This is a genomic window from Variovorax sp. ZS18.2.2 (assembly GCF_024701975.1).
Lineage (GTDB): Bacteria > Pseudomonadota > Gammaproteobacteria > Burkholderiales > Burkholderiaceae_C > Variovorax.
Window position 1 is genome coordinate 606548 of sequence record NZ_JANLNM010000001.1, and the last position, 22050, is coordinate 628597.

General features: G+C 68.0%; 25 protein-coding genes and 1 pseudogene. 17 read left to right on the forward strand and 9 right to left on the reverse strand.

Going from position 1 to position 22050, the window contains the following annotated elements:
• The first annotated feature begins 2 nt into the window (after positions 1-2).
• On the forward strand, positions 3-152 hold the full coding sequence (gene cydX / locus NU688_RS02980) for a cytochrome bd-I oxidase subunit CydX (RefSeq protein WP_093433953.1): 150 nt from the start codon (positions 3-5) through the stop codon (positions 150-152).
• 7 nt (positions 153-159) lie between these two features.
• Here cydX and NU688_RS02985 read toward each other — a convergent pair whose 3' ends face one another.
• Entirely contained in the window at positions 160-747 is a 588-nt protein-coding gene (locus NU688_RS02985; protein ID WP_206178412.1) for a GbsR/MarR family transcriptional regulator, read from the reverse strand.
• A gap of 58 nt (positions 748-805) precedes the next feature.
• Complete coding sequence (locus tag NU688_RS02990) at positions 806-1843, reverse strand: AraC family transcriptional regulator (RefSeq protein WP_257859054.1); 1038 nt, start codon at positions 1841-1843, stop codon at positions 806-808.
• Positions 1844-1953: 110 nt separating this feature from the next.
• On the opposite strand from NU688_RS02990, the gene NU688_RS02995 reads away from it, so the two are divergent.
• From NU688_RS02995 to NU688_RS03025, 7 genes are all read left to right on the forward strand, one after another.
• Positions 1954-3513 (forward strand): long-chain-fatty-acid--CoA ligase, encoded by a 1560-nt coding sequence (locus NU688_RS02995; RefSeq protein WP_257859055.1) that lies wholly within the window; start codon positions 1954-1956, stop codon positions 3511-3513.
• A 32-nt stretch (positions 3514-3545) separates the two neighbouring features.
• Entirely contained in the window at positions 3546-4730 is a 1185-nt protein-coding gene (locus tag NU688_RS03000) for a lipid-transfer protein (RefSeq protein WP_206178415.1), read from the forward strand.
• Between the two features lie 11 nt (positions 4731-4741).
• A complete protein-coding gene (locus tag NU688_RS03005; protein WP_257859056.1) occupies positions 4742-5182 on the forward strand; it encodes a MaoC family dehydratase N-terminal domain-containing protein in 441 nt (146 codons plus the stop codon).
• 16 nt (positions 5183-5198) lie between these two features.
• Positions 5199-5618, forward strand: a complete 420-nt coding sequence (locus NU688_RS03010) for a MaoC family dehydratase (protein ID WP_257859057.1) — start codon at positions 5199-5201, stop codon at positions 5616-5618.
• Between the two features lie 36 nt (positions 5619-5654).
• Positions 5655-6485, forward strand: coding sequence for an SDR family NAD(P)-dependent oxidoreductase (locus NU688_RS03015; RefSeq protein WP_257859058.1), 831 nt, complete (start codon positions 5655-5657; stop codon positions 6483-6485).
• 1 nt (position 6486) lies between these two features.
• Complete coding sequence (locus NU688_RS03020) at positions 6487-7275, forward strand: enoyl-CoA hydratase-related protein (protein WP_257859059.1); 789 nt, start codon at positions 6487-6489, stop codon at positions 7273-7275.
• Positions 7276-7381: 106 nt separating this feature from the next.
• Complete coding sequence (locus tag NU688_RS03025; protein WP_257859060.1) at positions 7382-8347, forward strand: LysR family transcriptional regulator; 966 nt, start codon at positions 7382-7384, stop codon at positions 8345-8347.
• Positions 8348-8371: 24 nt separating this feature from the next.
• Here the strand turns inward: NU688_RS03025 and NU688_RS03030 are convergent, their stop codons facing one another.
• The 7 genes from NU688_RS03030 to NU688_RS03060 all read right to left on the reverse strand — a co-directional run bounded on the left by NU688_RS03030 (position 8372) and on the right by NU688_RS03060 (position 14758).
• Positions 8372-9376, reverse strand: a complete 1005-nt coding sequence (locus tag NU688_RS03030) for an isopenicillin N synthase family oxygenase (RefSeq protein ID WP_257859061.1) — start codon at positions 9374-9376, stop codon at positions 8372-8374.
• 34 nt (positions 9377-9410) lie between these two features.
• Positions 9411-10241, reverse strand: coding sequence for an ABC transporter permease (locus tag NU688_RS03035; protein WP_257859062.1), 831 nt, complete (start codon positions 10239-10241; stop codon positions 9411-9413).
• Positions 10238-11071 (reverse strand): ABC transporter ATP-binding protein, encoded by an 834-nt coding sequence (locus NU688_RS03040; protein ID WP_257859063.1) that lies wholly within the window; start codon positions 11069-11071, stop codon positions 10238-10240. Before NU688_RS03040 ends, NU688_RS03035 begins: the two co-directional genes overlap by 4 nt.
• Positions 11068-12096: an adenosine deaminase gene (locus NU688_RS03045; protein WP_257859064.1), complete on the reverse strand. Its 1029-nt coding sequence runs from the start codon at positions 12094-12096 to the stop codon at positions 11068-11070. The genes NU688_RS03040 and NU688_RS03045 overlap by 4 nt, the downstream gene beginning before the upstream one ends.
• A gap of 1 nt (position 12097) precedes the next feature.
• Entirely contained in the window at positions 12098-13207 is a 1110-nt protein-coding gene (locus tag NU688_RS03050; protein ID WP_257859065.1) for an ABC transporter substrate-binding protein, read from the reverse strand.
• Positions 13208-13320: 113 nt separating this feature from the next.
• Entirely contained in the window at positions 13321-14253 is a 933-nt protein-coding gene (locus NU688_RS03055) for a DUF2167 domain-containing protein (protein ID WP_257859066.1), read from the reverse strand.
• A gap of 82 nt (positions 14254-14335) precedes the next feature.
• The gene (locus tag NU688_RS03060; protein WP_257859067.1) at positions 14336-14758 is read right to left on the reverse strand and encodes a cupin domain-containing protein; all 423 of its coding nucleotides are present in this window, start codon (positions 14756-14758) and stop codon (positions 14336-14338) included.
• Positions 14759-14927: 169 nt separating this feature from the next.
• Here NU688_RS03060 and NU688_RS33920 point away from each other — a divergent pair.
• The 9 genes and pseudogenes from NU688_RS33920 to NU688_RS03105 form a co-directional block, all read left to right on the forward strand.
• Positions 14928-15125, forward strand: a pseudogene (locus tag NU688_RS33920) (ArsR/SmtB family transcription factor); the annotation flags it as partial.
• A gap of 149 nt (positions 15126-15274) precedes the next feature.
• A complete protein-coding gene (locus tag NU688_RS03070) occupies positions 15275-15748 on the forward strand; it encodes an SRPBCC domain-containing protein (RefSeq protein WP_308340279.1) in 474 nt (157 codons plus the stop codon).
• Positions 15745-16995, forward strand: coding sequence for an RNA polymerase sigma factor (locus tag NU688_RS03075; protein WP_257859069.1), 1251 nt, complete (start codon positions 15745-15747; stop codon positions 16993-16995). Before NU688_RS03070 ends, NU688_RS03075 begins: the two co-directional genes overlap by 4 nt.
• Before the next feature lie 93 nt (positions 16996-17088).
• Positions 17089-17460 (forward strand): YciI family protein, encoded by a 372-nt coding sequence (locus tag NU688_RS03080; RefSeq protein ID WP_257859070.1) that lies wholly within the window; start codon positions 17089-17091, stop codon positions 17458-17460.
• Entirely contained in the window at positions 17457-17819 is a 363-nt protein-coding gene (locus NU688_RS03085) for a YciI family protein (RefSeq protein WP_257859071.1), read from the forward strand. The genes NU688_RS03080 and NU688_RS03085 overlap by 4 nt, the downstream gene beginning before the upstream one ends.
• Complete coding sequence (locus NU688_RS03090; RefSeq protein ID WP_257859072.1) at positions 17816-19408, forward strand: MFS transporter; 1593 nt, start codon at positions 17816-17818, stop codon at positions 19406-19408. Before NU688_RS03085 ends, NU688_RS03090 begins: the two co-directional genes overlap by 4 nt.
• A gap of 47 nt (positions 19409-19455) precedes the next feature.
• Entirely contained in the window at positions 19456-19641 is a 186-nt protein-coding gene (locus NU688_RS03095; RefSeq protein ID WP_257859073.1) for a hypothetical protein, read from the forward strand.
• Positions 19642-19673: 32 nt separating this feature from the next.
• Positions 19674-20786 (forward strand): chorismate synthase, encoded by a 1113-nt coding sequence (gene aroC, locus NU688_RS03100; RefSeq protein ID WP_257859074.1) that lies wholly within the window; start codon positions 19674-19676, stop codon positions 20784-20786.
• On the forward strand, positions 20786-21979 hold the full coding sequence (locus tag NU688_RS03105; RefSeq protein ID WP_257859075.1) for an MFS transporter: 1194 nt from the start codon (positions 20786-20788) through the stop codon (positions 21977-21979). The genes aroC and NU688_RS03105 overlap by 1 nt, the downstream gene beginning before the upstream one ends.
• Positions 21980-22050 lie beyond the last annotated feature (71 nt).

The window sequence follows — 22050 nt, forward strand, 5'->3', positions numbered from 1 at the left end:
ACATGTGGTACTTCGCCTGGATCCTCGGCCTGCCGCTGGCAGCCGCTTTCGCCGTACTCAATGCGATGTGGTACGAACTCATGGACGACGACGCCATCCGCAGGGAGAAGCTCGAGCTGCCCGAATCGCCGGAGGGGCAGGAGCGGCTCTGACGTCGAACTAGCCGGCCGCGGGCTTTTTCTTCTTCGCCGCACCACCGCCCGTGATGCGGTCCTTGAGCGTCAGCACCTTCGTGACGGTAGCGCCCATGCCCATGAGCTGCATCGCGGTCTCGGGTGCGAGCCGCTGCACGTCGTCGAACCACTTCATCAACCGGTCGATCAGGTCGTGCATCTCGCGCATGCGCTCCTGTGCATGGCGCTCGGCATCGCTCGTGGGCGATTCGAGCAGCGCGTTGCGCAGCATCGAGAGCGTGGGTTCGATCTCGCGGCGGCGGCGTTCTTCGGCCAGCACGCGGAAGATTTCCCATACGTCCGACGGTGCTTCGAAGTATTCGCGCCGGTCGCCCGCCTGGTGCCGCAGCCGCACCAGCCGCCAGGCCTGCAACTCCTTCAGGCCCATGCTCACGTTGGAGCGGGAGAACTCCAGCAGCTCGGCGATCTCGTCGGCATTGAGCGCGCGCTGCGACAAAAAGATCAGCGCGTAGATCTGCCCCACGGTGCGGTTGATGCCCCACTTGCTGCCCATCTCGCCGAAGTGGGCGACGAACTGGCGGTTGAGGGGAGGGAGGTCGGGTGCGGTGGCCATGCGCGGATTGTCGCGCGGGATTGCTGGAGTTCCGGTAGCTTCTGAAAACTCGATCCGCTCAATCGGAATGCGCGTCGGGCAGGGCACGCCGCCGGTACGACCCCGGCGCACCGCCCGTCCAGGTCTTGAAGGCCCGCTGGAAGGCCGCGCTGTCCGCGAACCCCAGCTCCTCGGCCAGCGCCGCGAGCGGCACGGTGCTGGTGTTGAGCCGCACGATGGCCACGTCGCGCCGCAACTGGTCCTTCAGCGACTGGAACGACGTGCCTTCCGTCGCCAGGTGGCGCTGCAAGGTGCTGACCGACATGTGCAGGCTGCTCGCCGTGGTCGCGAGGTCGGCCCACGCGGGACGGTTCTGCTGCAGCACCGCACGCACCTTCGCGCTCACGGCCTGCTCGGCCAGCCGGGGCAGGATCACGTTGGCCGGCGAGGCTGCGAGAAAGACCTGCATCGCCTGCGCGTCGCGATGCACCGGCGTGGCGAGCGCACTCGCGTCGAACCACACGGCCGACAGCGGCTGGCCGAACTGCAGCGGACCGGGAAACACCTTGGCGTAGCCGTCGGCATACGGCGGCAGCTCGAAACCGAAATCGAAACGGCGTGCCACCAACCGGCCGCCGTGCAGCCACGCGAAGAGCCGCCAGTACACCCGCAGCATCAGCTCGTGCAGGAAGTTCTGGTGCGTCGCCTGCGGGTTGTTCAGCCGGATGCCGAAACCGGCGAGCGGGCCTTCGTGCAGCGGCACCAGCGTCAGGTCGTCCTGCAGCAGGCTGAAGGTGTGGGCCACGCGGCGCAGCGCCACTTCGAAGGTGGGCGCGCCCAGCGTGGAACGCACCATCAGCGCGAAGCTGCCGCAGCGCAGGCGCCGCGTGAGAAAGCCCAGGGCCTCGTCGTCCATGCGCTGCATCAGCAGCGCGAAGAGGGCCACGTACTGTTCGCCCGTGACGCGCGCACCGGCCTCCTGCAGCAGCGAGGGGGCGATGCCCGCGTCCTCCAGTGCCGTGTCGATGAACACCGCCGCCTCGGCCCCGCGCGCGCGAACGCCCGAGAGCATGCCCTGCACGAAGGCAATCGGAATGGTGATGGGCGGTTGCAGCATGTGTCGGTGGATTGACGTTTTCTGCCATGCGATCGAAGCGAAGTGCAATCGCCGGGTCGTGCGGGGATTTCTACCATGCCACTGCACAAGAACCAGACGGAGACAAACCCATGTACCTGACCCAAGGCCTTCACCGCGCCGTGCAGCAACGCCCCGACGCCATCGCGGTGCGCTTTGCCGGCCGCGCCCGCAGTTTTCGCGACTTTGCCGAACGTGTCGCGCGCCTGGCTGGCGCGCTCCAGGGCCTCGGCATGCAGGCGGGCGACCGCGTCGCCATGCTGTCGCTCAACTCCGACCGCTATCTGGAATACCAGCTGGCGGTGCCTTGGGGCGGCGGTGTGCTCAACCCCTGCAACATCCGCTGGTCGCCGGCCGAGATCCTCTACTCGCTGGAAGACTCGGGCTCGACCATCCTGCTGGTCGACGAGACCTTCCGCGGCGTGGTCGAGCAGATGCGCGGCCAGTCGAAGAGCCTGCGCGAAGTGATCTATTGCGGCGACGGCCCGGTGCCGGCCGGCATGCATGGCTACGAAGGCCTGATCGACACCGCCTTGCCGGTGCCCGACGCCGTGCGCCGCGGCGAAGATCTGGCCGGCATCTTCTACACCGGCGGCACCACCGGCTTTCCCAAGGGCGTGATGCTCAGCCACATCAACATCTGCAGCTCGGCGCTGGCGGCGCAGGCCGAGGGCCTGGCACCGGACGGCGGCTGCTACCTGCATGCGGCGCCGATGTTCCACCTGGCCGACATGGGCCTGGCCACGCCGCACTGGTTCGCCGGCAACACGCACGCGATCCTGCCGATGTTCACGCCCGAAGGCGTGCTCGACGCCATCGAGCGCGACCGCGTGACCAGCCTGCTGCTGGTGCCCACCATGATCCAGATGCTGGTCGACCATCCCGCCATGCGCAAGCCGCGAGACCTGAGCAGCCTGAAGGGCATCGCCTACGGTGCCTCGCCGATTTCCGAAGCCGTGCTGAACCGCGCGATGCTGGCCTTCCCGGGCGTCGACTTCGTGCAGGCCTATGGCATGACCGAGCTGTCGCCCATTGCCACGCTGAACCCCGCCTTCTTCCATACGGACGAGGGCCGCAAGCGCGGCAAGCTGCGCTCGGCGGGCCGTGCCAGCGTGTGCATGGAAGTGCGCATCGTCGATGCCAACGGCACCGAGGTGCCGCGCGGCACGGTGGGCGAAGTGGCGGTGCGCGGCCCCAACGTGATGCAGGGCTACTGGAACAAGCCCGAGCAGACGGCCGCCGCGCTGCGGGACGGCTGGATGCACACCGGCGACGGCGCCTACATGGACGAGGACGGCTTCATCTTCGTGGTCGACCGCATGAAGGACATGATCATCAGCGGCGGCGAGAACGTCTACTCCGCCGAGGTCGAGAACGCCATCAACCAGCACCCCGCGGTGGCGGCGTGCGCGGTCATCGGCATCCCCAGCGACGAATGGGGCGAGTCCGTGCATGCGGTGCTGGTGCTCAAGCCCGGGGAGGGTATCCAGCCCGAGGAGTTGATCGCACACTGCAAGACGCTGATCGCCAACTACAAGTGCCCGCGCAGCGTGGCCGTGACCGAAGCACTGCCGCTGTCGGGCGCCGGCAAGGTGCTGAAGACAAAGCTGCGCGAACCCTTCTGGCAAGACCGGCAACGCAGCGTGGCCTGATTTTTTTCAATCCAAACATCAAGGAGACCTTCATGAGTCAAGACGTCTATGTGGTCGGGGTCGGCATGATCCCTTTCACCAAGCCGGGCGCGAACCAGCCCTATCCGCAGATGGCTGCGCACGCCACGAATGCTGCGCTCAAGGATGCGGGCATCGGCTATGAGTTGATCCAGCAAGCCTATGTCGGCTACGTGTACGGCGACTCCACCGCCGGCCAGCGCGCGCTGTACGAGGTGGGCATGACGGGCATCCCGGTCGTCAACGTCAACAACAACTGCTCGACCGGTTCGACCGCGCTCTTCCTCGCGCGCCAGGCCGTGGCCAGCGGTGCCGCCGACTGCGTGCTCGCACTCGGCTTCGAGCACATGAGCCCGGGCGCGTTGGGCGCGGTGTTCAACGACCGGCCGAGCCCCTTCGACAATTTCGAGACCATCACCGACGAGCTGGTCGGCAACGAGCAGGTGCCGCTCGCGCTGCGCTACTTCGGCGGTGCGGGGCTCGCGCACATGCAGCAGTACGGCACGCAGATGTCCACCTTCGCGAAGATCCGCGCCAAGGCCAGCCGCCATGCATCGAACAACCCGGTGGCGCTGTTCCGCACCGTCGTCACCGAGGACGAAGTGATGGCCGCGCCCGTCATGTGGCCCGGCGTGATGACGCGGCTCATGGCCTGCCCGCCCACCTGCGGCGCGGCCGCGGCCATCGTGTGTTCGCCGCGTTTTGCGGAACGCCACGGCCTGGACCGCAGCGTGCGCATCAAGGCGCAGGCCATGACCACCGACCGCCCCGTGACCTTCGAGAGCCGCGACATGCGCGAGGTGGTCGGCTTCAGCATGGCGCAGGAGGCCGCGCAGAAGGTGTACGACGCGGCCGGCGTCGGCCCGCAGGACATCGACGTGGTCGAGCTGCACGACTGCTTCGCGCACAACGAGCTCATCAGCTACGAGGCGCTGGGCCTGTGCCCGGTCGGCGGCGCGGAGAAGTTCGTGGTCGATGGCGACAACACCTATGGCGGCAAGGTGGTGACCAATCCGTCGGGTGGGCTGCTGTCGAAGGGGCATCCGCTGGGGGCGACCGGTCTTGCGCAATGCACGGAGCTGGTCCAGCAGCTGCGCGGTACGGCAGACAAGCGACAGGTCGAAGGCGCGCGGATGGCGCTGCAGCACAACCTCGGGTTGGGCGGCGCCTGCGTGGTCACGCTCTACGAACGTGTCTGAGGCCCGCACACATGATCGACAAGAAATGGATCGGCCACGAGCTGCCCGCCTCGGTGCTCCCCATCGAGCGCACGCGGCTGCAGTTCTTCGCCAAGGCCATTGGCGAGACCGATCCGGTCTACACCGATGCCGCCGCCGCACGCGACGCGGGCTACGCAGACCTGCCCGCGCCGCCGACCTTCCTGTTCGCGGCCGAACTGGATTCGGGCGCGTCGAACCAGTTGCTCGACGACCTGCAGATCCCGCTGTCGAAGCTGCTGCACGGCGAGCAGAGCTTCAGCTACCACCGGCCCGCCTGCGTGGGCGACACGGTGACGGTGCGCTCCACCATCAGCGACATCTACGACAAGAAGAACGGCGCGCTCGAATTCGTCGTGAAGACCTCGCGCGCCACCAACCAGCGCGACGAGCTCGTGGCCGAGCTGCGCACCGTGATCGTCTGCCGCCACTGAAGAAAGAAAACGCACGATGACCACCATCACCTACGACAACACCCAGATCGGCGACGAGCTGCCCGCATTGCAGCTTGCGCCGGTCAACCGCACCACGCTCGCGCTCTTCGCGGGCGCCTCGGGTGACCACAACCCGATCCACATCGACACCGACTTCGCGCGCAAGGCCGGCATGCCCGACGTGTTCGCGCAGGGAATGCTGGGCATGGCCTGGCTGGGCCGCCTCGTCACGCAGTGGGCGCCGCAGTCGCAACTGCGCCGCTTCGACGTGCGCTTCCAGGGCATCACCCACATCGGCCATGCGGTGCGCTGCACCGGCCGCGTGGTCGAGAAGCTGGAGCACAACGGCGAGCGCTGCGTGCGCGTCGAGGTGCAGAGCGCCAACCAGTACGGCCAGACCCGCATCGCCGGAGAGGCGCTGGTGGCGCTGCGCTGACCGATCCATTCCAACGAGAGAAGAAAGAACAAAGACATGACACTCAAGCTCGAAGGCAAGGTCGCCCTCATCACCGGCTCGGGCCGCGGCATCGGCCGCGCGATCGCGCTCAAGCTCGCTTCGGAAGGCGCGCGCATCGTCGTCAACGACCTCGATGCCGAGCCCGCCGAAGAAACCGTGCAGGCCATCCGCGCCGCGGGTGGGCAGGCCGTGGCCTGTGTCGGCAGCGTCTCGGCGCCGGACTTCGCCGAGCGCTTCATCGGCACCGCGGTGAGCGAATACAAGGGCCTCGACATCGTCGTGAACAACGCGGGCTACACCTGGGACAGCGTCGTGCAGAAGATGACCGACGAGCAGTGGTACGCGATGATCGACGTGCACCTCACCGCGCCGTTCCGCATCCTGCGCGCGGCGCAGCCGGTGATCCGCGCGCTCTCCAAGGCCGAGGGCGAAGCCGGCCGGCGCGTGGTGCGCAAGGTGGTCAATATCTCGTCGGTGGCCGGGCTCTTCGGCAACGCGGGGCAGACCAACTATTCGACCGCAAAAGCCGGCATCGTCGGCATGACGCAGACGCTCGCGAAGGAGTGGGGCCGCATGAACGTCACGGTCAATTGCGTGGCCTTTGGCTTCATCCAGACCCGCTTGACCGCGAGCACCGCCGATGCGGCCACGGCCAACATCGAAGGCCGCGAGATCAAGGTCGGCGTGAACCCCGGGCTGCTCGCGATGATGGAGCAGTCGATTCCGCTCGGGCGTGGCGGCACACCCGAGGAAGCGGCCGGCGCGGTGTACCTGCTGTGCGCGCCCGAGTCGGACTACGTGAGCGGCCAGACGCTGATGTGTACCGGCGGCTTGACCGGCATCTGACATGGAAACCCTCGAAGGCATTGCCTGGGGCGTACGCGACGACATCGGCCGCATCGTGCTGAAGCGGCCAGAAAGCGCGAATGCGCTGACATCGCCGAGCGCCCGGGTTTTGGTCCGAGCCATCGACGAGGTGCTCGAACAGAAGCCGCGCGCCATCCTGTTGACCGGCGAGGGCAAGGCCTTCTGCGCGGGCGGCGACATCGACGAGTTCGTGGCGGCCGGCGAGCTCTTGCCCGGGCTGGTGAACGAGATTCTCGACGGGCTTCATCCCGTGTTGCTGCGCCTGGTGACGGGCCCGGCGCCGCTGGTGGTGGCCGTGAACGGTCCGGCCGGCGGCGCGGGCGTGGGGCTCGCGCTGTGCGGCGATTTCGTGCTGGCCGCGGAGTCGATGAAGCTGCGCACGGGCTATGCGGCCATCGGCCTCTCGCCCGATGCGGGCGCCTCGTACTTCCTGTCGCGCCGCGTGGGGCCGGTGCGGGCGCAGCAATGGCTGATGCTCAGCGAGCCCATCGACAGTCAACGTTGCCTGGCGACGGGTGCGGTCGATGCGGTGTATCCGGATGCCGAACTCGCGGCGGCGAGCGAGGCGCTGGCGGCGCGGCTGGCCGCTGGTGCGAGCGCGTCGTTCGCGGGCATCAAGGCCTTGTGCGGCGGCGCGCCGGGCCGGCCGATCGAAGAACATTTCGCGATGGAGCAGAAGCTGCTGCACGAACGCGCGGGCAGTGCGGATGCGCGTGAAGGCGTGGCGGCGTTCGTCGCGAAGCGGGCGCCGCGTTTCACGGGCCGCTGACTGCTGCCTCCGTGGCTTGCAGCAGGCGGAAGGCAGGCACTGCCGGCATGGCGCGTGCAAGAATTGCCGCGCCCCTTCCGCCTCGCACCCAGACCACGGAGTTCTCTTGAGTCTCGTCTCCACGACCTCGCTTCGGTACTTTGCCGAAGTCGTTCGCGCCGGCTCGATCAGGGCGGCGTCCGAGAACCTGTACGTCGCGGCCTCAGCCATCAGCCGGCAACTGGCCATGCTCGAGGACTCGCTGGGCGCGCCCTTGCTGGAGCGGCGCCAGGGCCGCGGCAAGGTCAAGCTCACCGCGGCCGGCGAGATCCTGATGCGCTATCACAAGAACATCGTCAAGGAGTCCGGGCGACTGCACTCCGAGATCGAGGCGCTGCAGGGGCTCAAACGAGGCCACGTCAATTTCGGCATGCCCGAATCGCTCACGCGCGACTTCATGCCGCAGTTCTTCTCCGGCTTCTCCAAGCGCTATCCGGGCATCTCGTTCAGCGTGAAGGTCAGCGGCAGCCCCACGCTGGCAGAGATGCTGCTGGAAGACGACCTCGACGCGTGCTTCACCTTCGGCGACATCGCGTTCCAGGACATGTCGGTGGTCTATTCGCGGCTCCTGCCGTTGTACGTGCTGGTGCCGACCGGGCATCCGCTCGAAGGCAGCAAGTCGCTGCGGCTCTCCAGCTGCGCCGAGTACGGCCTGTCCTGGCTCGATTCGTCGCTGTGGGCCAGGCAGCAATACGACGAGATGCTCGCCAAGGCGAAGATCCGCCCGCGCATCGCGCTGGAGACCAACTCCTACGAGCTCATGCGCAACGTGGCGGCCGAGGGCATGTGCCTCACCTTCACGACCGCGCCGCTGGAAGATCCGTTCGGGCGCCCGAGGGCGGGTTCCTATGTGCCACTGAAGGACCCGCGCGCCCGGCCGCAGCGCCTGGCCTTGAGCGTGCACAAGGGCCGCAGCCTGCCGATTCCGGTGGCCGCTTTCCTGTCGGAGCTCACCGCCGCGCTCGAGGCGGCCGAACAATTGGCCGAGCCGCATGCCGAGCCACGGGCCCCGCGAGGCAAGGCCGCCAAGTGAGGAACGCGCCGCACGGCGGTGTGGTCAACCCGCGGCCAGCTCCGCAGGCGTCTTGTACTTCTGCACGGCCGCGAACCGGCGCACCAGGTAGTCGCCCGACCTGATGGGCGCGTGCCTTGGTTCGCCATCGCCGGGCGCGAACTCGGGGAGGCACGCCACGGGCGTGTCGTAGTCGAGGTTGAAGAAGGTGGGAATCGAGTAGCGCTCCTTGCCCGTGCGGTTCGCGACGCGGTGCCGGTTGGACACGTAGACATCGTTGGTCCACACCTTCACCAGATCGCCCAGGTTGATGACCAGTGTGCCCTCGACATACGGCGCGGCCACCCACTCGCCACCGCGCGTACACAGCTCCAGCCCGCCGATGGGGTCTTGCGCCAGCACGGTCAGCATGCCGTAGTCGGTATGCGCGGCGGCGCCCAGCTCCAGGTTGGTGAACGATTCCTGCGGCGGGTAGTGAAAGAGCCGCGCCTGCACCATCGGCTTGGTGGCGTACTGCAGGAAGAAGCCTTCGTCCTTGCCGACGGCCGAGGCGAAGATCTTCAGCAGGTTGCGCCCCAGCGCGATGGTGGCGTTGAAGTACGCCATGGCCGCGGGTTCGAGCCAGGGCTTGTCCGCGGGCCAGCGGTTGGGGCCGTGCAGTGGCAGGCCGTTCGCTACGTCGGGGTCGGCGAGCGGCAGGTCCATGCCGAGTTCGTAGCTTTCCTTCAGGTCCGGCTTGTGGCCCGGGTGCTGCGTGACGCCCATCGGCATGAAGCCGCGGCGAAAGCGCTCGTCGATGCGGTCTTTCAGGCGCTCTTCCATCGGCAGCGACATGTAGCGCCGGGTGGCGTCGAACACCGCGTCGATCACGGCCTGCGGCACGCCGTGGTTGCGCACGTAGAAGAAGCCGGTGTTGGTGCAGGCGGCCTTGAACTGTTCGACCACCGGCCCGATCGGGCCGCCGGCCAGCCACGGGCCCAGGTCGAGGATCGGCATCTCCTCTGCGGAGGCCCTGCGCGGGGCTTCGAGCTGCTGTTCTTGTTGGGTCATTGCGTTGCTCCTTTGTAGTGGTTGGGTTGTTGCTTCAGGTGCCGCGGGACAGGTCGGTGAACGCCTCGGCCCAGAACACCACGCGCCGCGCAATCGCCTTCATCAGCCCATGCAGCACGATGCCGATGGCCGAGAGCACGATGAGGATCGCGAACATGCCCGCCGCGTCCATCGAGAAGTTGCGCTGCAGGATCAGGTAGCCGAGGCCCGCCTGCGCACCCACGAACTCGCCCACGATCGCGCCGATCACGGCCAGCACGATGCCGATGTCCAGCCCCGCGAACACATAGGGCAGCGCATGCGGCAGCCGCACCATGCGGAACACATGCCAGGGGGAGGCGGTGAACGCGCGCATCAGGTCGATCTGGTCCCTGGGCGCCGAGCGAAGCCCCACGATCGTGTTGGCGAGCACCGGAAAGAAGACGATGGTCGCGGTGATCACCACCTTGGATGTGGTGTCAAAGCCGAACCACAGCACGAACAGCGGCGCCACCGCCACCTTGGGCACGGTCTGGAATGCGACCACGTACGGGTAGAGCACCAGTTCGAGCAGCGCGCTCTGGCCGATCAACGCGCCCAGCAGGAAGCCCGCGAATGCACCGAGCGCGAAGCCCGCGAGGATCTCGTAGAGCGTCACCCACAGGTGCGGCCACACCTCGCCCGACTGGAAGACGTCGTAGATCGAGCGGGCGACGCCCACAGGCCCCGGGAAGATCAGGTGCGACACGCCCAGCGCGCTCACCGCGAGCTGCCACGTGGCCACCACGGCGACGAAGACGGCCACGATCAGCGCCTTGCGGCGCATGGGGGTGAGCCACGGCGCGGGGGGCTCGAAGTCGATGTTTTCGGTGTTAGCGGTGCTCATCCGTCGAGCCCTCCACTGGCGTTCAGGTTGGTCCGGATGCCGCGGACGTGGCTGCCGAAGCGCTCGGTGTTGATGAGGTCCAGCGTGCGGGTGGCGGGCAGGTCGACGTCGATCACCTGCGTGACGCGCCCCGGCCGCGGCGACATGACGATCACGCGGTCGCCGAGGAACACGGCTTCCGGAATGCTGTGCGTCACGAGCATGATCGTGGCGCCGGTGCGCTCGCGCAGCTTGAGCAGCTCGACGTTCATGGTCTCGCGCGTCATGGCGTCGAGCGCGCCGAAGGGCTCGTCCATCAGCAGCAGCATCGGATCGTTGACCAGCGCGCGCGCAATGCCCACGCGCTGCTGCATGCCGCCGGAGAGTTCGCCGGGGTACTTGGTCTCGAAGCCGGCCAGCCCCACGAGGTGCAGGTAGTGCAGGGCGCGTTCGCGCGCGGCCTTCGGCTCGCGTCCCTGGATCTGCGCCGGCACGAGCACGTTGTCCAGGATGTTGCGCCACGGCAGCAGCACGGGCGACTGGAACACCACCCCGACATCGCGGCTCGGCCCGCTGTGGCGCCGCCCGCCGAGTTCGACCGTGCCGCGGCTCGCGCGCTCGAGGCCCGCCAGGATGCGCAGCAGCGTGCTCTTGCCGCAGCCGCTCGGGCCGACCACGGTGACGAACTCGCCGCGCGCAACGCTGAAGCTCACGTCGTGCAGCGCGACCACGTCCGCGCCGTCCTTCGAGCGGAAGGTCTTGTGCAGCCCGTCGAAGCGGAACGCCGGCACGGCACCCGATGCTTCCTGCAGCGTCGTTCGCCTGGCAGGGAACTGGACGAGTGCGCTCATGCCGCTGCCTGCTGGATGCTGTGGGCGACCCATGCATCGACGGCGCGGAACGCGGCCGAACGCTGCTCGGGTGTGATGAAGGCAGCCTCGAAGCTGTTGCGCGCCAGGCTCGTCAGGTCGTCGCGCCCGAGGCCGAGCGCCTGCTGGCATGCGAGGTAGTTGTCGTTGACGTAGCCACCGAAGTAGGAGGGGTCGTCGGAGTTGACGGTCACGCACAGGCCCGCGTCCATGAGCCTGCGCAGCGGGTGCGCGGCCATCGAGGGCACCAGCTGCAGCTTCAGGTTGGACAGCGGGCACACCGTGAGCGGAATGCGCAGCCGCACCAGCTGCGCGACGAGCGCGGGGTCGTCGAGGCAGGCATTGCCATGGTCCACGCGCTGCACCTGCAGCAGTTCGACCGCCTCGCGCACGTAGGCCGCCGGCCCTTCCTCGCCCGCATGCGCCACCACCTTGAAGCCGCGCTCGCGGCAGCAGCGAAAGAACCCGGCGAACTTCGAGGGCGGGTTGCCCAGCTCCGCACCGCCGAGGCCGAAGCCCAGCAGCCGGCCGTACCAGGGACGCAGTTCCTCGAGCAGCGCAAGCGCCTCGTCTTCGCTGCGGTGGCGCTGCACGACGACGATCAGGCCCGAGCTCATGCCGTCTTCGGCCTCTGCGGCGTCCATCGCGCCGAACACGCCTTCCATCACCGCGGCCAGCGGCACCCCGCGGCTGGTGTGGCCCTGCACGCCGAGGAACATCTCCGCATGCAGCACGCGATCGGCATGCGCGCGGCGCAGGTAGTCGCGCGTCACGTCGTGGAAATCCTGCGGCGCGACGAGCACGCGGCAGCCGTCGTAGTACAGGTTCAGGAAGTCCTGCAGATCGGTGAAGCGGTAGGCGTCGCGCAGCTCGTCTTCCGTCTGCCAGCGCAGCGCCACACCGTTGCGCCGGGCCAGCCGCAGGAACAGCGCGGGCTCGATCGAGCCTTCGATGTGCATGTGCAGTTCGGCCTTGGGCAGGCCCGCCACGAATTGTTCGGGCGTCATGTCACAGCCCCTTGCAGGCCTTGGCGGCCTCGATGACGGCATTGCGGTCGAAGCGGTTGATGGCCTCGACGAAACCGGGCTTCAGGTACAGCATCGACTCGGGTGGCAGCGTGCGCTTGATCAGACCGTCCTTGAGCATCGCGTCCTGCATGCGGCCGTAGGCGGCCGGACTCATCGCGCCGATCAGCTTGCCGCCGTTCATGGTCTGTGCGTCGGCCATCGTCTCCAGCTGCGTCCGCAGGAGCGCAAGGTCCCATTTGGCGAGCGTGGCCTCGTCAGCGCCCGTGGGCCTGGCGCCGGGAAAGTTCTTCCAGTGGATCTGGCGCGCGCACTCGGGGTCGGTCTGCGCGAACAGCGTCGCCTTGGCCGCGCCGCGCGCGATGGCCTCGACCATCGCCGGGTCGGCGTCGATGGTCTTCTGCATGGTGGCGAAGGTGAAGTCGGGCAGCGAGCGCCACGCCGGATCGAACAGCACGCGCATGTTCGCGCCCGCATTCTGGAAGCCGGTGAGCGCGGAGCCCCAGAACATCAGCGCCTGCACGCGACCCGCGCGCAGCGCCTCGAGCGCCGGCGCGCCGGCACCGGTCGCGATGATCTGCACCTCGGTGTCGGGGTTGATGCCGTTGGCGCGGAGGTACCCCTTGAGCAGCGGCATGCCGCCCGTGCCCAGGCTGAAGATGCCGATCTTCTTGCCCTTGAGGTCCGCCACCGTCTTCACGGGGCTGTCCTGCGGCACGCCGACGCCCCAGTCGATCACGCCGGTGCCCATGAGCCCGCGCACGGCGACGTTGTTCTCGGTGTTGGCCTGGATCAGGCCGGTGGAGTTGACCTGTGCGAAATCGACGCCGCCGGCCACCATCTGCTGGATGCCCTGCAGCGAGCCGCCGGTGGTGACGATCCTCACGTCGTAGCCCTCGGCCTTCCAGTAACCCAGGGCGATGGGCAGTGTCAGCCAGGGGTAGGTGACGTTGACCACCTGCGTACCCAGCGCGATGGTCACGGGCTTGAGCGGCTTGGTCTGGGCCTGCGCCAGGGTGGCCGACAGCAGGAGGCCCAAGGTTGCGAGTCCTGTGGCAAGGCGGGCGAAGACGGGTTTCAGGTGGGGGGACATGAACGATCCTGTGGTGCTCGGATCGCTGCGAGATTAGTCCCGGAAATCAATCGCTTTGGATCAATATTCCGTCAGTATTGTTCTGATTTTTCGCACATTGAAAGAACGGGTCGTCAGGCCTCGGGCTTCTTCTTGAAGACCTTCGCGATGCCCCAGAGCGCAGCGCCGCCGGCCACGACGGCGATCTTCGCGAACTTGGCGAGGAACGCCAGCGCGAGCGCGAAGAGGCCCAGCTTCTTGACCGCAACGCCGGCCACCAGCGCGGCGAGGCCGTAGGCCGCGACCTTGTCGGTGGACGAATTGAAGTCCGCGTACTTCTTGCCGTCGTCGTACTGGAGCGCGGCCAACAGCTTGGCGGCATCGGGCTTGTAGGTGTCCAGGTCCTTGGCGTTGGTGATGAGGTTCAGGCTCAGGTAGCCCTCGCGGCCCAGCGCATAGGTGTTGTAGTTGACGCCCTGGTTGTCACCCGTGCTGCCCTTCTTCTTCGAGAGCGCCGACCACACGAGGCGATGCGTCTCGGCCTCGTACTGCGGCTTCTGCGCCCAGCCCGTGACCTCGATGCCGTCGATGCCGCGCTTGGCGCGCTCCTCGTTCGCGGCCTCGGTGCCTTCCTTCAGGCTCTTGAGCAGGTCGTCGGCGTTCCAGTCCTTCGCGTCGTCGTCCTTGATGTAGCCCTCTTTCACGAACTTGACGACGGCCATCCAGTCGGCGTCGTCGGCGGGGAAGATCGCGCCGATGAAGGTGTCGTCGGTGCGGTTGCCCATGCTGTGCATGAGCTGCGCGGCCGCGGGCGTCGGCACCCAGATGTAGCCGGCCGGCAGCTGCAGGTGGGCCTGGTCGCGCAGGGGGATGTCGGCGGGGCCGGCCTTCTGCACGGCCTTGGCGGCCTTGAAGGCGGCTTCCTGCTCGGCTTCCAGCGAGTTCGCTGTAGAGGCAGTGGCCGGAGCCGTTGAAGTGGTCGGTGATGCGGCGTTGCCGACATTGGTGGCCGCAAGGGCGCACGCGAGCAGCAAGCCGGCCGTCAGGCGGGCAGTACGAATACGCAAGTTCTCTCTCCTCGGTTGTTGTCGGTTTTGGTGAGACGCGAGGAGTCTATCGGGGCCCCGGCCAGTGCCCAACAGTGCGTTTTCAGGGCCAGGGCGTGGGCGGCGGAATCTCGCACACCGGCTCGACGTCGATGCTCTTGAAGTCCGCCGGCGAGACGATCTCCAGGTACTCCATGTCGGGCGAGTAGTCGAACAGGAAGTGCCGGATGCCCGGCCGCTGGTGCACCACGTCGCCGGCCTCGACCAGGGTCTCCTTGTCCTCGTACATGAAGCGGGCCCAGCCCTTGAGCATGATGACGATCTGGAAGTCCGCCTCGTGCCGGTGCCAGCCGGTGCCCGTTTCCGGTGCCATGTTGGCCTTGACCAGATGCGCGATGACCTTGCCGTTGGTGGCCTCGGCGACGCCCAGGTCGCGGTACAGGAAGAAATCGCGCAGGCCGCCCGAGACGAACTCTGTGTCACCGGGCTTGACGTGGGAGAACTGGGTGGCGGTACGGTCCAGCATGGGGCGCTCCTTCGCAGGTGGTTGTGTGCTGCACCGCAGCACGCATAAAGCGTTCCTGTTCGTGGGGGCTTTTGTTTGCGCCACGGGGCATTCGTGACTTTCTTCCTGTCCCTTTGACGCCCTTTGTCGCCCCTTGACGCCCCTTCACCCCCTTCCCATACTCAACCGCATGGTTCACCCAGCCGCCCCTCCCGAAGCCGCAACCCTCGACGCCGTCTTCGCCGCGCTCTCCGATTCGACGCGCCGCACCGTGCTCGAAACCCTGGGCGAGCGCAGCCTCAGCGTCACCGAACTTGCCGAACCGCACGGCATGTCCCTCACCGGTTTCATGAAACACCTGCGCGTGCTCGAGAACGCAGGCCTCATCTCCCGCACGAAAGAGGGCCGCATCGTGCGCTGCGCGCTGTCGCCACGGCCCATGCAGGAGGCCGCCGTGTGGTTGTCGCGCTACGAGAAATTCTGGACCGGGCGCCTCGAGGCACTGGCGCGCTTTCTCTACCACCAGGAGGAGACCGAATGGCACAACCTGCCGACCGAGACACCGAAGAACAAGCCCGCCCGTCGCTCACCCTCCGCCGGCACTACCGCGTCGCGCCCGACAAAGTCTGGCGGGCCTGGACCGACCCGCAAGCGCTGAAGCTCTGGTTCGGCCCCGACGAAATCGTCGCGGTGCCGCTGGTCGAGATCGATTTGCGCGTCGGTGGACGCTTCCGCGTGACCATGTTGGCCGACGACGGCGAGACGCACGACGTGAGCGGTACGTATCTGGAGATCGTGCCGAACCGCAAGCTCGTCTTCAGCTGGGCCTGGCGCAGCACGCCCGAGCGCGAATCGCGCGTCACGGTGCAGATCGAGCCCGACGGCGACGGCTGCGAACTCGTGCTCATGCACGAGCGGTTCTTCGATGAAGCGGCGCGCGACGGCCACAACCACGGCTGGAGCGGTGCCCTCGTCAAGCTCGGGCACTGGCTGGACAACGCAGCAGCATGAACGTATCGCTCGCCGACACCATCGATGCGATCTACCGCACCGAGTCGCGCCGCATCTTCGCCACGCTGGTGCGCTTGCTCGGCGACTTCGATCTTGCCGAAGAGGCGCTGCACGATGCCTTCCGCAGCGCCCTGGAGCAATGGCCGCGCGATGGCGTGCCCGCGAACCCGCGCGCCTGGCTGGTGTCGGCGGGGCGCTTCAAGTCCATCGACGGCATCCGCCGGCAGGCGCGCTTCACCGCGTGGGACGACGCGGCCGAGCACACGGCGGCCCTCGCCGATCCCGCGCCGGCGTGGGATGACGACAACGCCGAAGACCTCGAAGACGACCGCCTGCGCCTCGTCTTCACCTGCTGCCACCCCGCGCTCGCGCCCGACGCGCAGGTGGCGCTCACGCTGCGCGAAGTCTGCGGCCTCGCCACCGAGGAAATCGCCCGCGCTTTTCTCGTGCCCGCGCCCACCATCGCGCAGCGCATCGTGCGCGCCAAGGCCCGCATCCGAGATGCCGGCATTCCGTACCAGGTGCCTTCGCTGGCCGAGTTGCCCGAACGGCTCGATGCGGTGCTGCGCGTGGTGTACCTCGTGTTCAACGAAGGCTATGCGGCCTCGTCGGGCGAGAGCGTCACGCGCGCCGACCTCTCGGCCGAGGCGATCCGGCTGGGCCGTCTGCTCGTCGAGCTGCTGCCCGACCCCGAGGCGCTCGGCCTGCTCGCGCTGATGCTGCTGCACGACTCGCGCCGCGCGGCCCGCACGTTGCCCGAGGGCGAACTGGTGCTGCTCGATGCGCAGGACCGCAGCCTCTGGAACCGGGCGCAGATCGGGGAGGGCGCCGCGCTGGTCGAGCGCGCGCTGCTGTCGCGCCGTTTCGGTCCCTATGCGCTGCAGGCCGCCATCGCGGCCGTGCATGCGGAAGCCCGCGAGCCCTCCACCACCGATTGGCCGCAGATCGTCGGCCTCTACGACGTGCTGCTGCGCCTGGATCCGTCGCCCGTGGCCGAACTCAACCGCGCCGCCGCCATCGCCATGCGCGACGGACCCGCGGCGGGGCTGGCGCTGATCGATGCGCTGCTCGCACGCGGCGAACTGGCCGACTACCACCTGGCCCACGGCGCCCGCGCCGAACTGTGCCGCCAATTGGGTCGCATCGACGAAGCGCGCACGGCCTACGAGCGCGCGCTGTCGCTGGCGCGCCAGTTGCCCGAGCGGAAATTCCTGGAGCGGCAACTGACCCTGCTGCACCTCAAGTAGATTTTTTTGATGCCGCTCGTGCCGGGCATGTCGATTTCCGCCATCGCCAATCGACCAGTGGTGTCCACATTCCCTCTTCAAGGAGATACCGCCATGAAATACCTCTGCCTCGTTCACTACGACGAAGCGGTGATCGATACGATGCCGCCCGACGAACTCAAGGCCCTGGGCGACGAATCCCATGCCTACGACCGCGAGCTCGAAAGGGCCAGCCACTACATCGCCTCGAACGCGCTCGAATCCGTGAAGACCGCCAAGGTCGTGCAGGTGCGGGGCGGCAAGCGCTCCCACGTCGACGGCCCCTATGCCGAGGCCCGCGAACAGCTCGGCGGGTTCATCCTGATCGAGGCGCGCGACCTGAATGCCGCGATCCAGCTGGCGGGGCGCATTCCCATGGCGCGCTACGGCGCCATCGAAGTGCGGCCCATCGAAACCATCGCAAGGACCGGGGGGAATGCAGCATGAGATACCTTTGCCTGATCTACGGAACCGAGGAACAGACGAGCCACCTCTCGCCGCAAGAGATGAACATGTACATCGACGAACACATCGACTACGACGCGCAGTTGCACGCCCGCGGCAAGCTGGTCGTGTCCGAAGCGCTGCAGCCCGCCGGTGCGGCCACGACCCTGCGCATGCGCCGCAACAAGCTCTCCGTCACCGATGGGCCTTTCGCCGAAACCAGCGAACAGCTCGGCGGCTTCTATCTGGTCGAAGCCGAGAGCGACGAAGAAGCGCTCGAGCTCGCGGCCGGCATTCCGTCCGCCCGCTTCAGCAGCGTCGAGGTGCGGCGGGTCAAAGGCGGCGGAGCGCGAACGCCATGAGCGGCACGCGCCCCACATCGCCACCCGCCCGTGCCACGGTGCGCGAATGGACGGGCCTGGCCGTCATCGCGCTGCCGTGCATGCTCTATTCGATGGACCTCACGGTGCTGAATCTCGCGATTCCGGCGATCAGCGAGGAGCTCAAGCCCACGGCCTCGCAGCTTCTCTGGATCGTCGACATCTACGGCTTCTTCGTGGCGGGCCTCTTGGTGACCATGGGCACGCTGGGCGACCGCATCGGCCGCAGGCGCCTGCTGCTGATCGGCGCGGCCGCGTTCGGCATCGCCTCGGTGCTGGCGGCGTTTTCGACCAGCGCGAACATGCTCATCGCCACGCGCGCGCTGCTCGGCGTGGCGGGCGCGACGCTCGCGCCGTCGACGCTCTCGCTGATCCGCAACATGTTCCTCGACCCGGCGCAGCGCACCGTGGCCATCGGCGTGTGGATCTCGAGCTACTCGGCCGGCGCCGTCATCGGCCCGGTGCTGGGCGGGGTGCTGCTGCAGTTCTTTCCGTGGGGCTCGGTGTTCCTCATCGGCGTGCCGGTGATGGTGCTGCTGCTGGTGCTCGGGCCGATCCTTTTGCCCGAGTACCGCGATCCCGATGCGGGGCGGCTCGACCTGGCCAGCGTGGCGCTGTCGCTGGGCGCGGTGCTGGCCGTCATCTACGGCATCAAGCAGATCGCCGAGCACGGACCCGACGTGGTGCCGGCGCTGTCGATCGCGGTGGGCGTGGCCCTCGGCTGGGTGTTCGCGCGGCGGCAGAAGCGGCTTGCGAACCCGATGATCGACCTGCAGCTCTTTCGCCTGCCGGCCTTCACTGTGTCGCTTGCGGCCTACATGCTGGCGTGCTTCGTGATGTTCGGTCTCTTTCTCTACAACGCCCAGTACCTGCAACTGGTGCTGGGCCTCTCGCCGCTGCATGCGGGGCTCTGGAGCGTGCCGGGGGCGGGGGCCTTCATCGTGGGGTCGATGGTCGTGTCGGCGCTCGTGCGGCGCATGCGCCCGGCTTACGTGATGGGCGGCGGGCTGGCCGTGGCGGCGGTGGGGTTCGCGATGCTCGTCGTGCTGCCCGCGTCCGCCGCGCAAGGCGGGCTCGCCTGGCTGGTGGCGAGCGCGGTCATCTCCTCGCTCGGCCTCGCGCCGGTGTTCACGCTGGCGACCGACGTGGTCGTGGGCAGCGCGCCGCCGGAGCGGGCCGGCGTGGCCTCGGCCATTTCGGAAACCAGTTCCGAATTCGGCGGGGCGCTGGGCATCGCGATGCTCGGCAGCATTGGCGCGGCCATCTATCGCAGCACGATGGCCGACGCGGTGCCCGCGGGGCTGGCGGGCGCGGCCGAAGTGGAGGCCGCGCGCAGCACGCTCGGCGGCGCGGTCGCGCTGGCCGCCCAGCTCTCAGGGAGCGCAGGCGCCGAGCTGCTCGATGCGGGCCGCGCCGCGCTGCTGCACGGCCTGCGCCTGACGGCCGGCATCTGCGCCGCCGTGCTGCTGATCGTGGCCGGGCTCGTCGCCTTCAGGCTGCGCGGTTCGGGTGAGGCCGGCGAAGCCAATGCCCCCGAAACACCGGGTGCCGCCGCATTGCCGGAGCGCTGACGAACACCCATACTGGGGCTTCCACGACGAGATCACCGGAGCCTTCCATGAGCAACGAACTGCGCAAGAAGCTGCACGACCTGGCGGAGCTGGCCGAGAACACCACCGACCCGCAGACCAAGGCCATCGTCGAGGCCATCCGCCTGCAGACGGCCGTGCTGAACGAGCGGCTGTTCTCCATCGAGCTGCAGCTGGGCACGCTCACCAAGCGCATGGAAAACACGACCGACTGAGTGGGCGCCCCTTTGTGGGGATAATCCCGGCCATGAGCGGCAACACTTTCGGAACACTTTTCGCGGTCACCAATTTCGGCGAATCGCATGGCCCGGCCATCGGCTGCGTCATCGACGGCTGCCCCCCGGGCATGGCCTTGAGCGAGGCCGACATCCAGGGCGATCTGGACCGCCGCCGCCCCGGCACCAGCCGCCACGTCACGCAGCGCCAGGAGCCCGATGCGGTGCAGATCCTCTCCGGCGTCTACGAAGGCAAGACCACCGGCACGCCCATCGCCCTCCTGATCCAGAACACCGACCAGCGCAGCAAGGACTACGGGCAGATCGCCCAGCAGTTCCGCCCCGGCCACGCCGACTTCACCTACTGGAAGAAATACGGCATCCGCGATCCGCGCGGCGGCGGACGCTCCTCGGCGCGGCTCACGGCCCCCATGGTGGCGGCCGGCGCGGTCGCCAAGAAGTGGCTGGCCGAAAAACACGGCATGGTGTTCCGCGGCTGCATGACGCAGATCGGCGAAATCGCCATTCCCTTCGAGAGCTGGGAGCATGTTCCCAACAACCCCTTCTTCGCCCCCATCGCCGATGTGAGCGAACTCGAGGCCTACATGGACCGCCTGCGCAAGGCCGGCGATTCGTGCGGCGCCCGCATCCGCGTCACGGCCACCAACGTGCCCATCGGCCTCGGCGAGCCGCTCTTCGACAAGCTCGATGCCGAAATCGCCTACGCGATGATGGGCATCAATGCGGTGAAGGCCGTGGAAATCGGCGCCGGCTGGGACAGCGTCACCCAGCGCGGCACCACGCACGGCGACTCGATCACGCCGACCGGCTTCGTCACCAACAACGCGGGCGGCATCCTCGGCGGCATCAGCTCGGGGCAGGACCTCGAGGTGAGCATCGCGATCAAGCCCACCAGCTCGATCATCAGCCCGCGCCAGTCCATCGACATCCACAACAACCCCGTCGAGGTGGTCACCAAGGGCCGGCACGACCCCTGCGTGGGCATCCGCGCGACGCCCATCGCCGAGGCGATGCTCGCGCTGGTGGTGATGGAGCACGTGCTGCGCAATCGCGCGCAGTGCGGCGACGTGCAGACCGACGCCCAGAAGACCGAAGCCGCGTCCCCGCAGGCGTCTTTCCTCTAGTGTCCGCCCCGCCACCAGTGGCCGCCCAGCGCGGCCACCTGCTGGCGTTCGCTGGTCTGTCGGCCAGCTATTTCGCGCACATCGGTTTCTTCAACCCCTACCTGCCGCTGTGGCTCAAGGACCTGGGGCTGCCGATCTTCACGATCAGCCTGCTGGCCTCGGTGCAGTCGATCACGCGCGTGTTCGCGCCCTATGCCTGGGGCGCGCTCAGCGACCACACCGGTCACCGCGTGATGCTGCTGCGCTTCAGCGCGGCGGTGGCGTTGCTCAGTTCCTTCGGGCTCTGGTGGCACGGCGGCGCGTGGTGGCTCGCGCTGGTGCTGCTGGTGATGTTCACCCACACCAGCTCGATGATGTCGCTCACCGAAGCCGCCATGGCGCAGCTGGTGGCCGGCGACTGGGGCCGCTACGGGCGCATCCGCCTCTGCGGCTCGGCGGGCTTCCTGCTCACCGTGTTCGTCGCGGGCGAGTGGTTCGAGCGCTTCGGCATGAAGCACTTTCCGGCCTGGGCGGCCGGCACGCTGGCCATCGTGCTCGTCGCAACGATGAAGCTGCCCGACGTGCGCGAGCCCGTGGCGGCGCACGACGCCGTCAAGGAGCCCATCGGACCCGTGCTGCGCAACCCGGTGGTGCAGTGGTTCTTCGCATCGCTGTTCTTCCAGGTGATGTCGCACTTCTCGGTGTACGCCTTCTTCTCGCTGTACCTCGACTCGATGGGCTACAGCAAGAGCGTCATCGGCTTGTTGTGGGCGCTGTCGGTGGTGGCCGAGATCGTCTGGTTCTTCCTGCAGGGCCGCCTCATCGGCCTCTTGCCGATGCCGCGCTGGATGCTGGTGTGCAGCATCGCGGCCGTCGCGCGGCTCGGACTCACCGCGGGGCTCGGCGGCTTCATCGCCGCGCTGGTCGTGGCGCAGTGGCTGCATGCGCTGAGCTTCGCGGCGCACCACACGACCTGCATCGCGGTGGTGTCGCGCCGCTTCCCGGGCCGGCTGCGGGGGAGAGGGCAGGCGCTCTTTACCGTGATCGGCTATGGGTTCGGCGGGGTGCTGGGCGTGTTGCTCGGCGGGGCGGTGGCACAAGAGTTCGGCTACCGCGCGATGTTCACGGCCGCGGCGTTGCTGGCGGTGGTGGGGAGCCTTTGTGCCTGGCGGGTGGTGAGGCTGGAGCAGGCGGAGCGCGCGGCCGCAGCCTGACGGGGCGCGCCCCGATCAAAGTGTCACGGGCCTTGCATGGCGGCGTCATCGCCGCCTTCTACGCTGCGCGC

Bases quoted from the DNA above. Each gene is read 5' to 3' on its own strand.
- NU688_RS03020 (WP_257859059.1), top strand. From the start codon at position 6,487: ATGGAAACCCTCGAAGGCATTGCCTGGGGCGTACGCGACGACATCGGC.
- NU688_RS03060 (WP_257859067.1), bottom strand. From the start codon at position 14,758: ATGCTGGACCGTACCGCCACCCAGTTCTCCCACGTCAAGCCCGGTGAC.
- NU688_RS03095 (WP_257859073.1), top strand. From the start codon at position 19,456: ATGAGCAACGAACTGCGCAAGAAGCTGCACGACCTGGCGGAGCTGGCC.
- cydX (WP_093433953.1), top strand. From the start codon at position 3: ATGTGGTACTTCGCCTGGATCCTCGGCCTGCCGCTGGCAGCCGCTTTC.
- aroC (WP_257859074.1), top strand. From the start codon at position 19,674: ATGAGCGGCAACACTTTCGGAACACTTTTCGCGGTCACCAATTTCGGC.
- NU688_RS03085 (WP_257859071.1), top strand. From the start codon at position 17,457: ATGAGATACCTTTGCCTGATCTACGGAACCGAGGAACAGACGAGCCAC.
- NU688_RS03030 (WP_257859061.1), bottom strand. From the start codon at position 9,376: ATGACCCAACAAGAACAGCAGCTCGAAGCCCCGCGCAGGGCCTCCGCA.
- NU688_RS03080 (WP_257859070.1), top strand. From the start codon at position 17,089: ATGAAATACCTCTGCCTCGTTCACTACGACGAAGCGGTGATCGATACG.
- NU688_RS03045 (WP_257859064.1), bottom strand. From the start codon at position 12,096: ATGACGCCCGAACAATTCGTGGCGGGCCTGCCCAAGGCCGAACTGCAC.
- NU688_RS02985 (WP_206178412.1), bottom strand. From the start codon at position 747: ATGGCCACCGCACCCGACCTCCCTCCCCTCAACCGCCAGTTCGTCGCC.
- NU688_RS03015 (WP_257859058.1), top strand. From the start codon at position 5,655: ATGACACTCAAGCTCGAAGGCAAGGTCGCCCTCATCACCGGCTCGGGC.
- NU688_RS03010 (WP_257859057.1), top strand. From the start codon at position 5,199: ATGACCACCATCACCTACGACAACACCCAGATCGGCGACGAGCTGCCC.
- NU688_RS03070 (WP_308340279.1), top strand. From the start codon at position 15,275: ATGGCACAACCTGCCGACCGAGACACCGAAGAACAAGCCCGCCCGTCG.
- NU688_RS03005 (WP_257859056.1), top strand. From the start codon at position 4,742: ATGATCGACAAGAAATGGATCGGCCACGAGCTGCCCGCCTCGGTGCTC.
- NU688_RS03035 (WP_257859062.1), bottom strand. From the start codon at position 10,241: ATGAGCACCGCTAACACCGAAAACATCGACTTCGAGCCCCCCGCGCCG.
- NU688_RS02990 (WP_257859054.1), bottom strand. From the start codon at position 1,843: ATGCTGCAACCGCCCATCACCATTCCGATTGCCTTCGTGCAGGGCATG.
- NU688_RS03090 (WP_257859072.1), top strand. From the start codon at position 17,816: ATGAGCGGCACGCGCCCCACATCGCCACCCGCCCGTGCCACGGTGCGC.
- NU688_RS03050 (WP_257859065.1), bottom strand. From the start codon at position 13,207: ATGTCCCCCCACCTGAAACCCGTCTTCGCCCGCCTTGCCACAGGACTC.
- NU688_RS02995 (WP_257859055.1), top strand. From the start codon at position 1,954: ATGTACCTGACCCAAGGCCTTCACCGCGCCGTGCAGCAACGCCCCGAC.
- NU688_RS03075 (WP_257859069.1), top strand. From the start codon at position 15,745: ATGAACGTATCGCTCGCCGACACCATCGATGCGATCTACCGCACCGAG.
- NU688_RS03000 (WP_206178415.1), top strand. From the start codon at position 3,546: ATGAGTCAAGACGTCTATGTGGTCGGGGTCGGCATGATCCCTTTCACC.
- NU688_RS03040 (WP_257859063.1), bottom strand. From the start codon at position 11,071: ATGAGCGCACTCGTCCAGTTCCCTGCCAGGCGAACGACGCTGCAGGAA.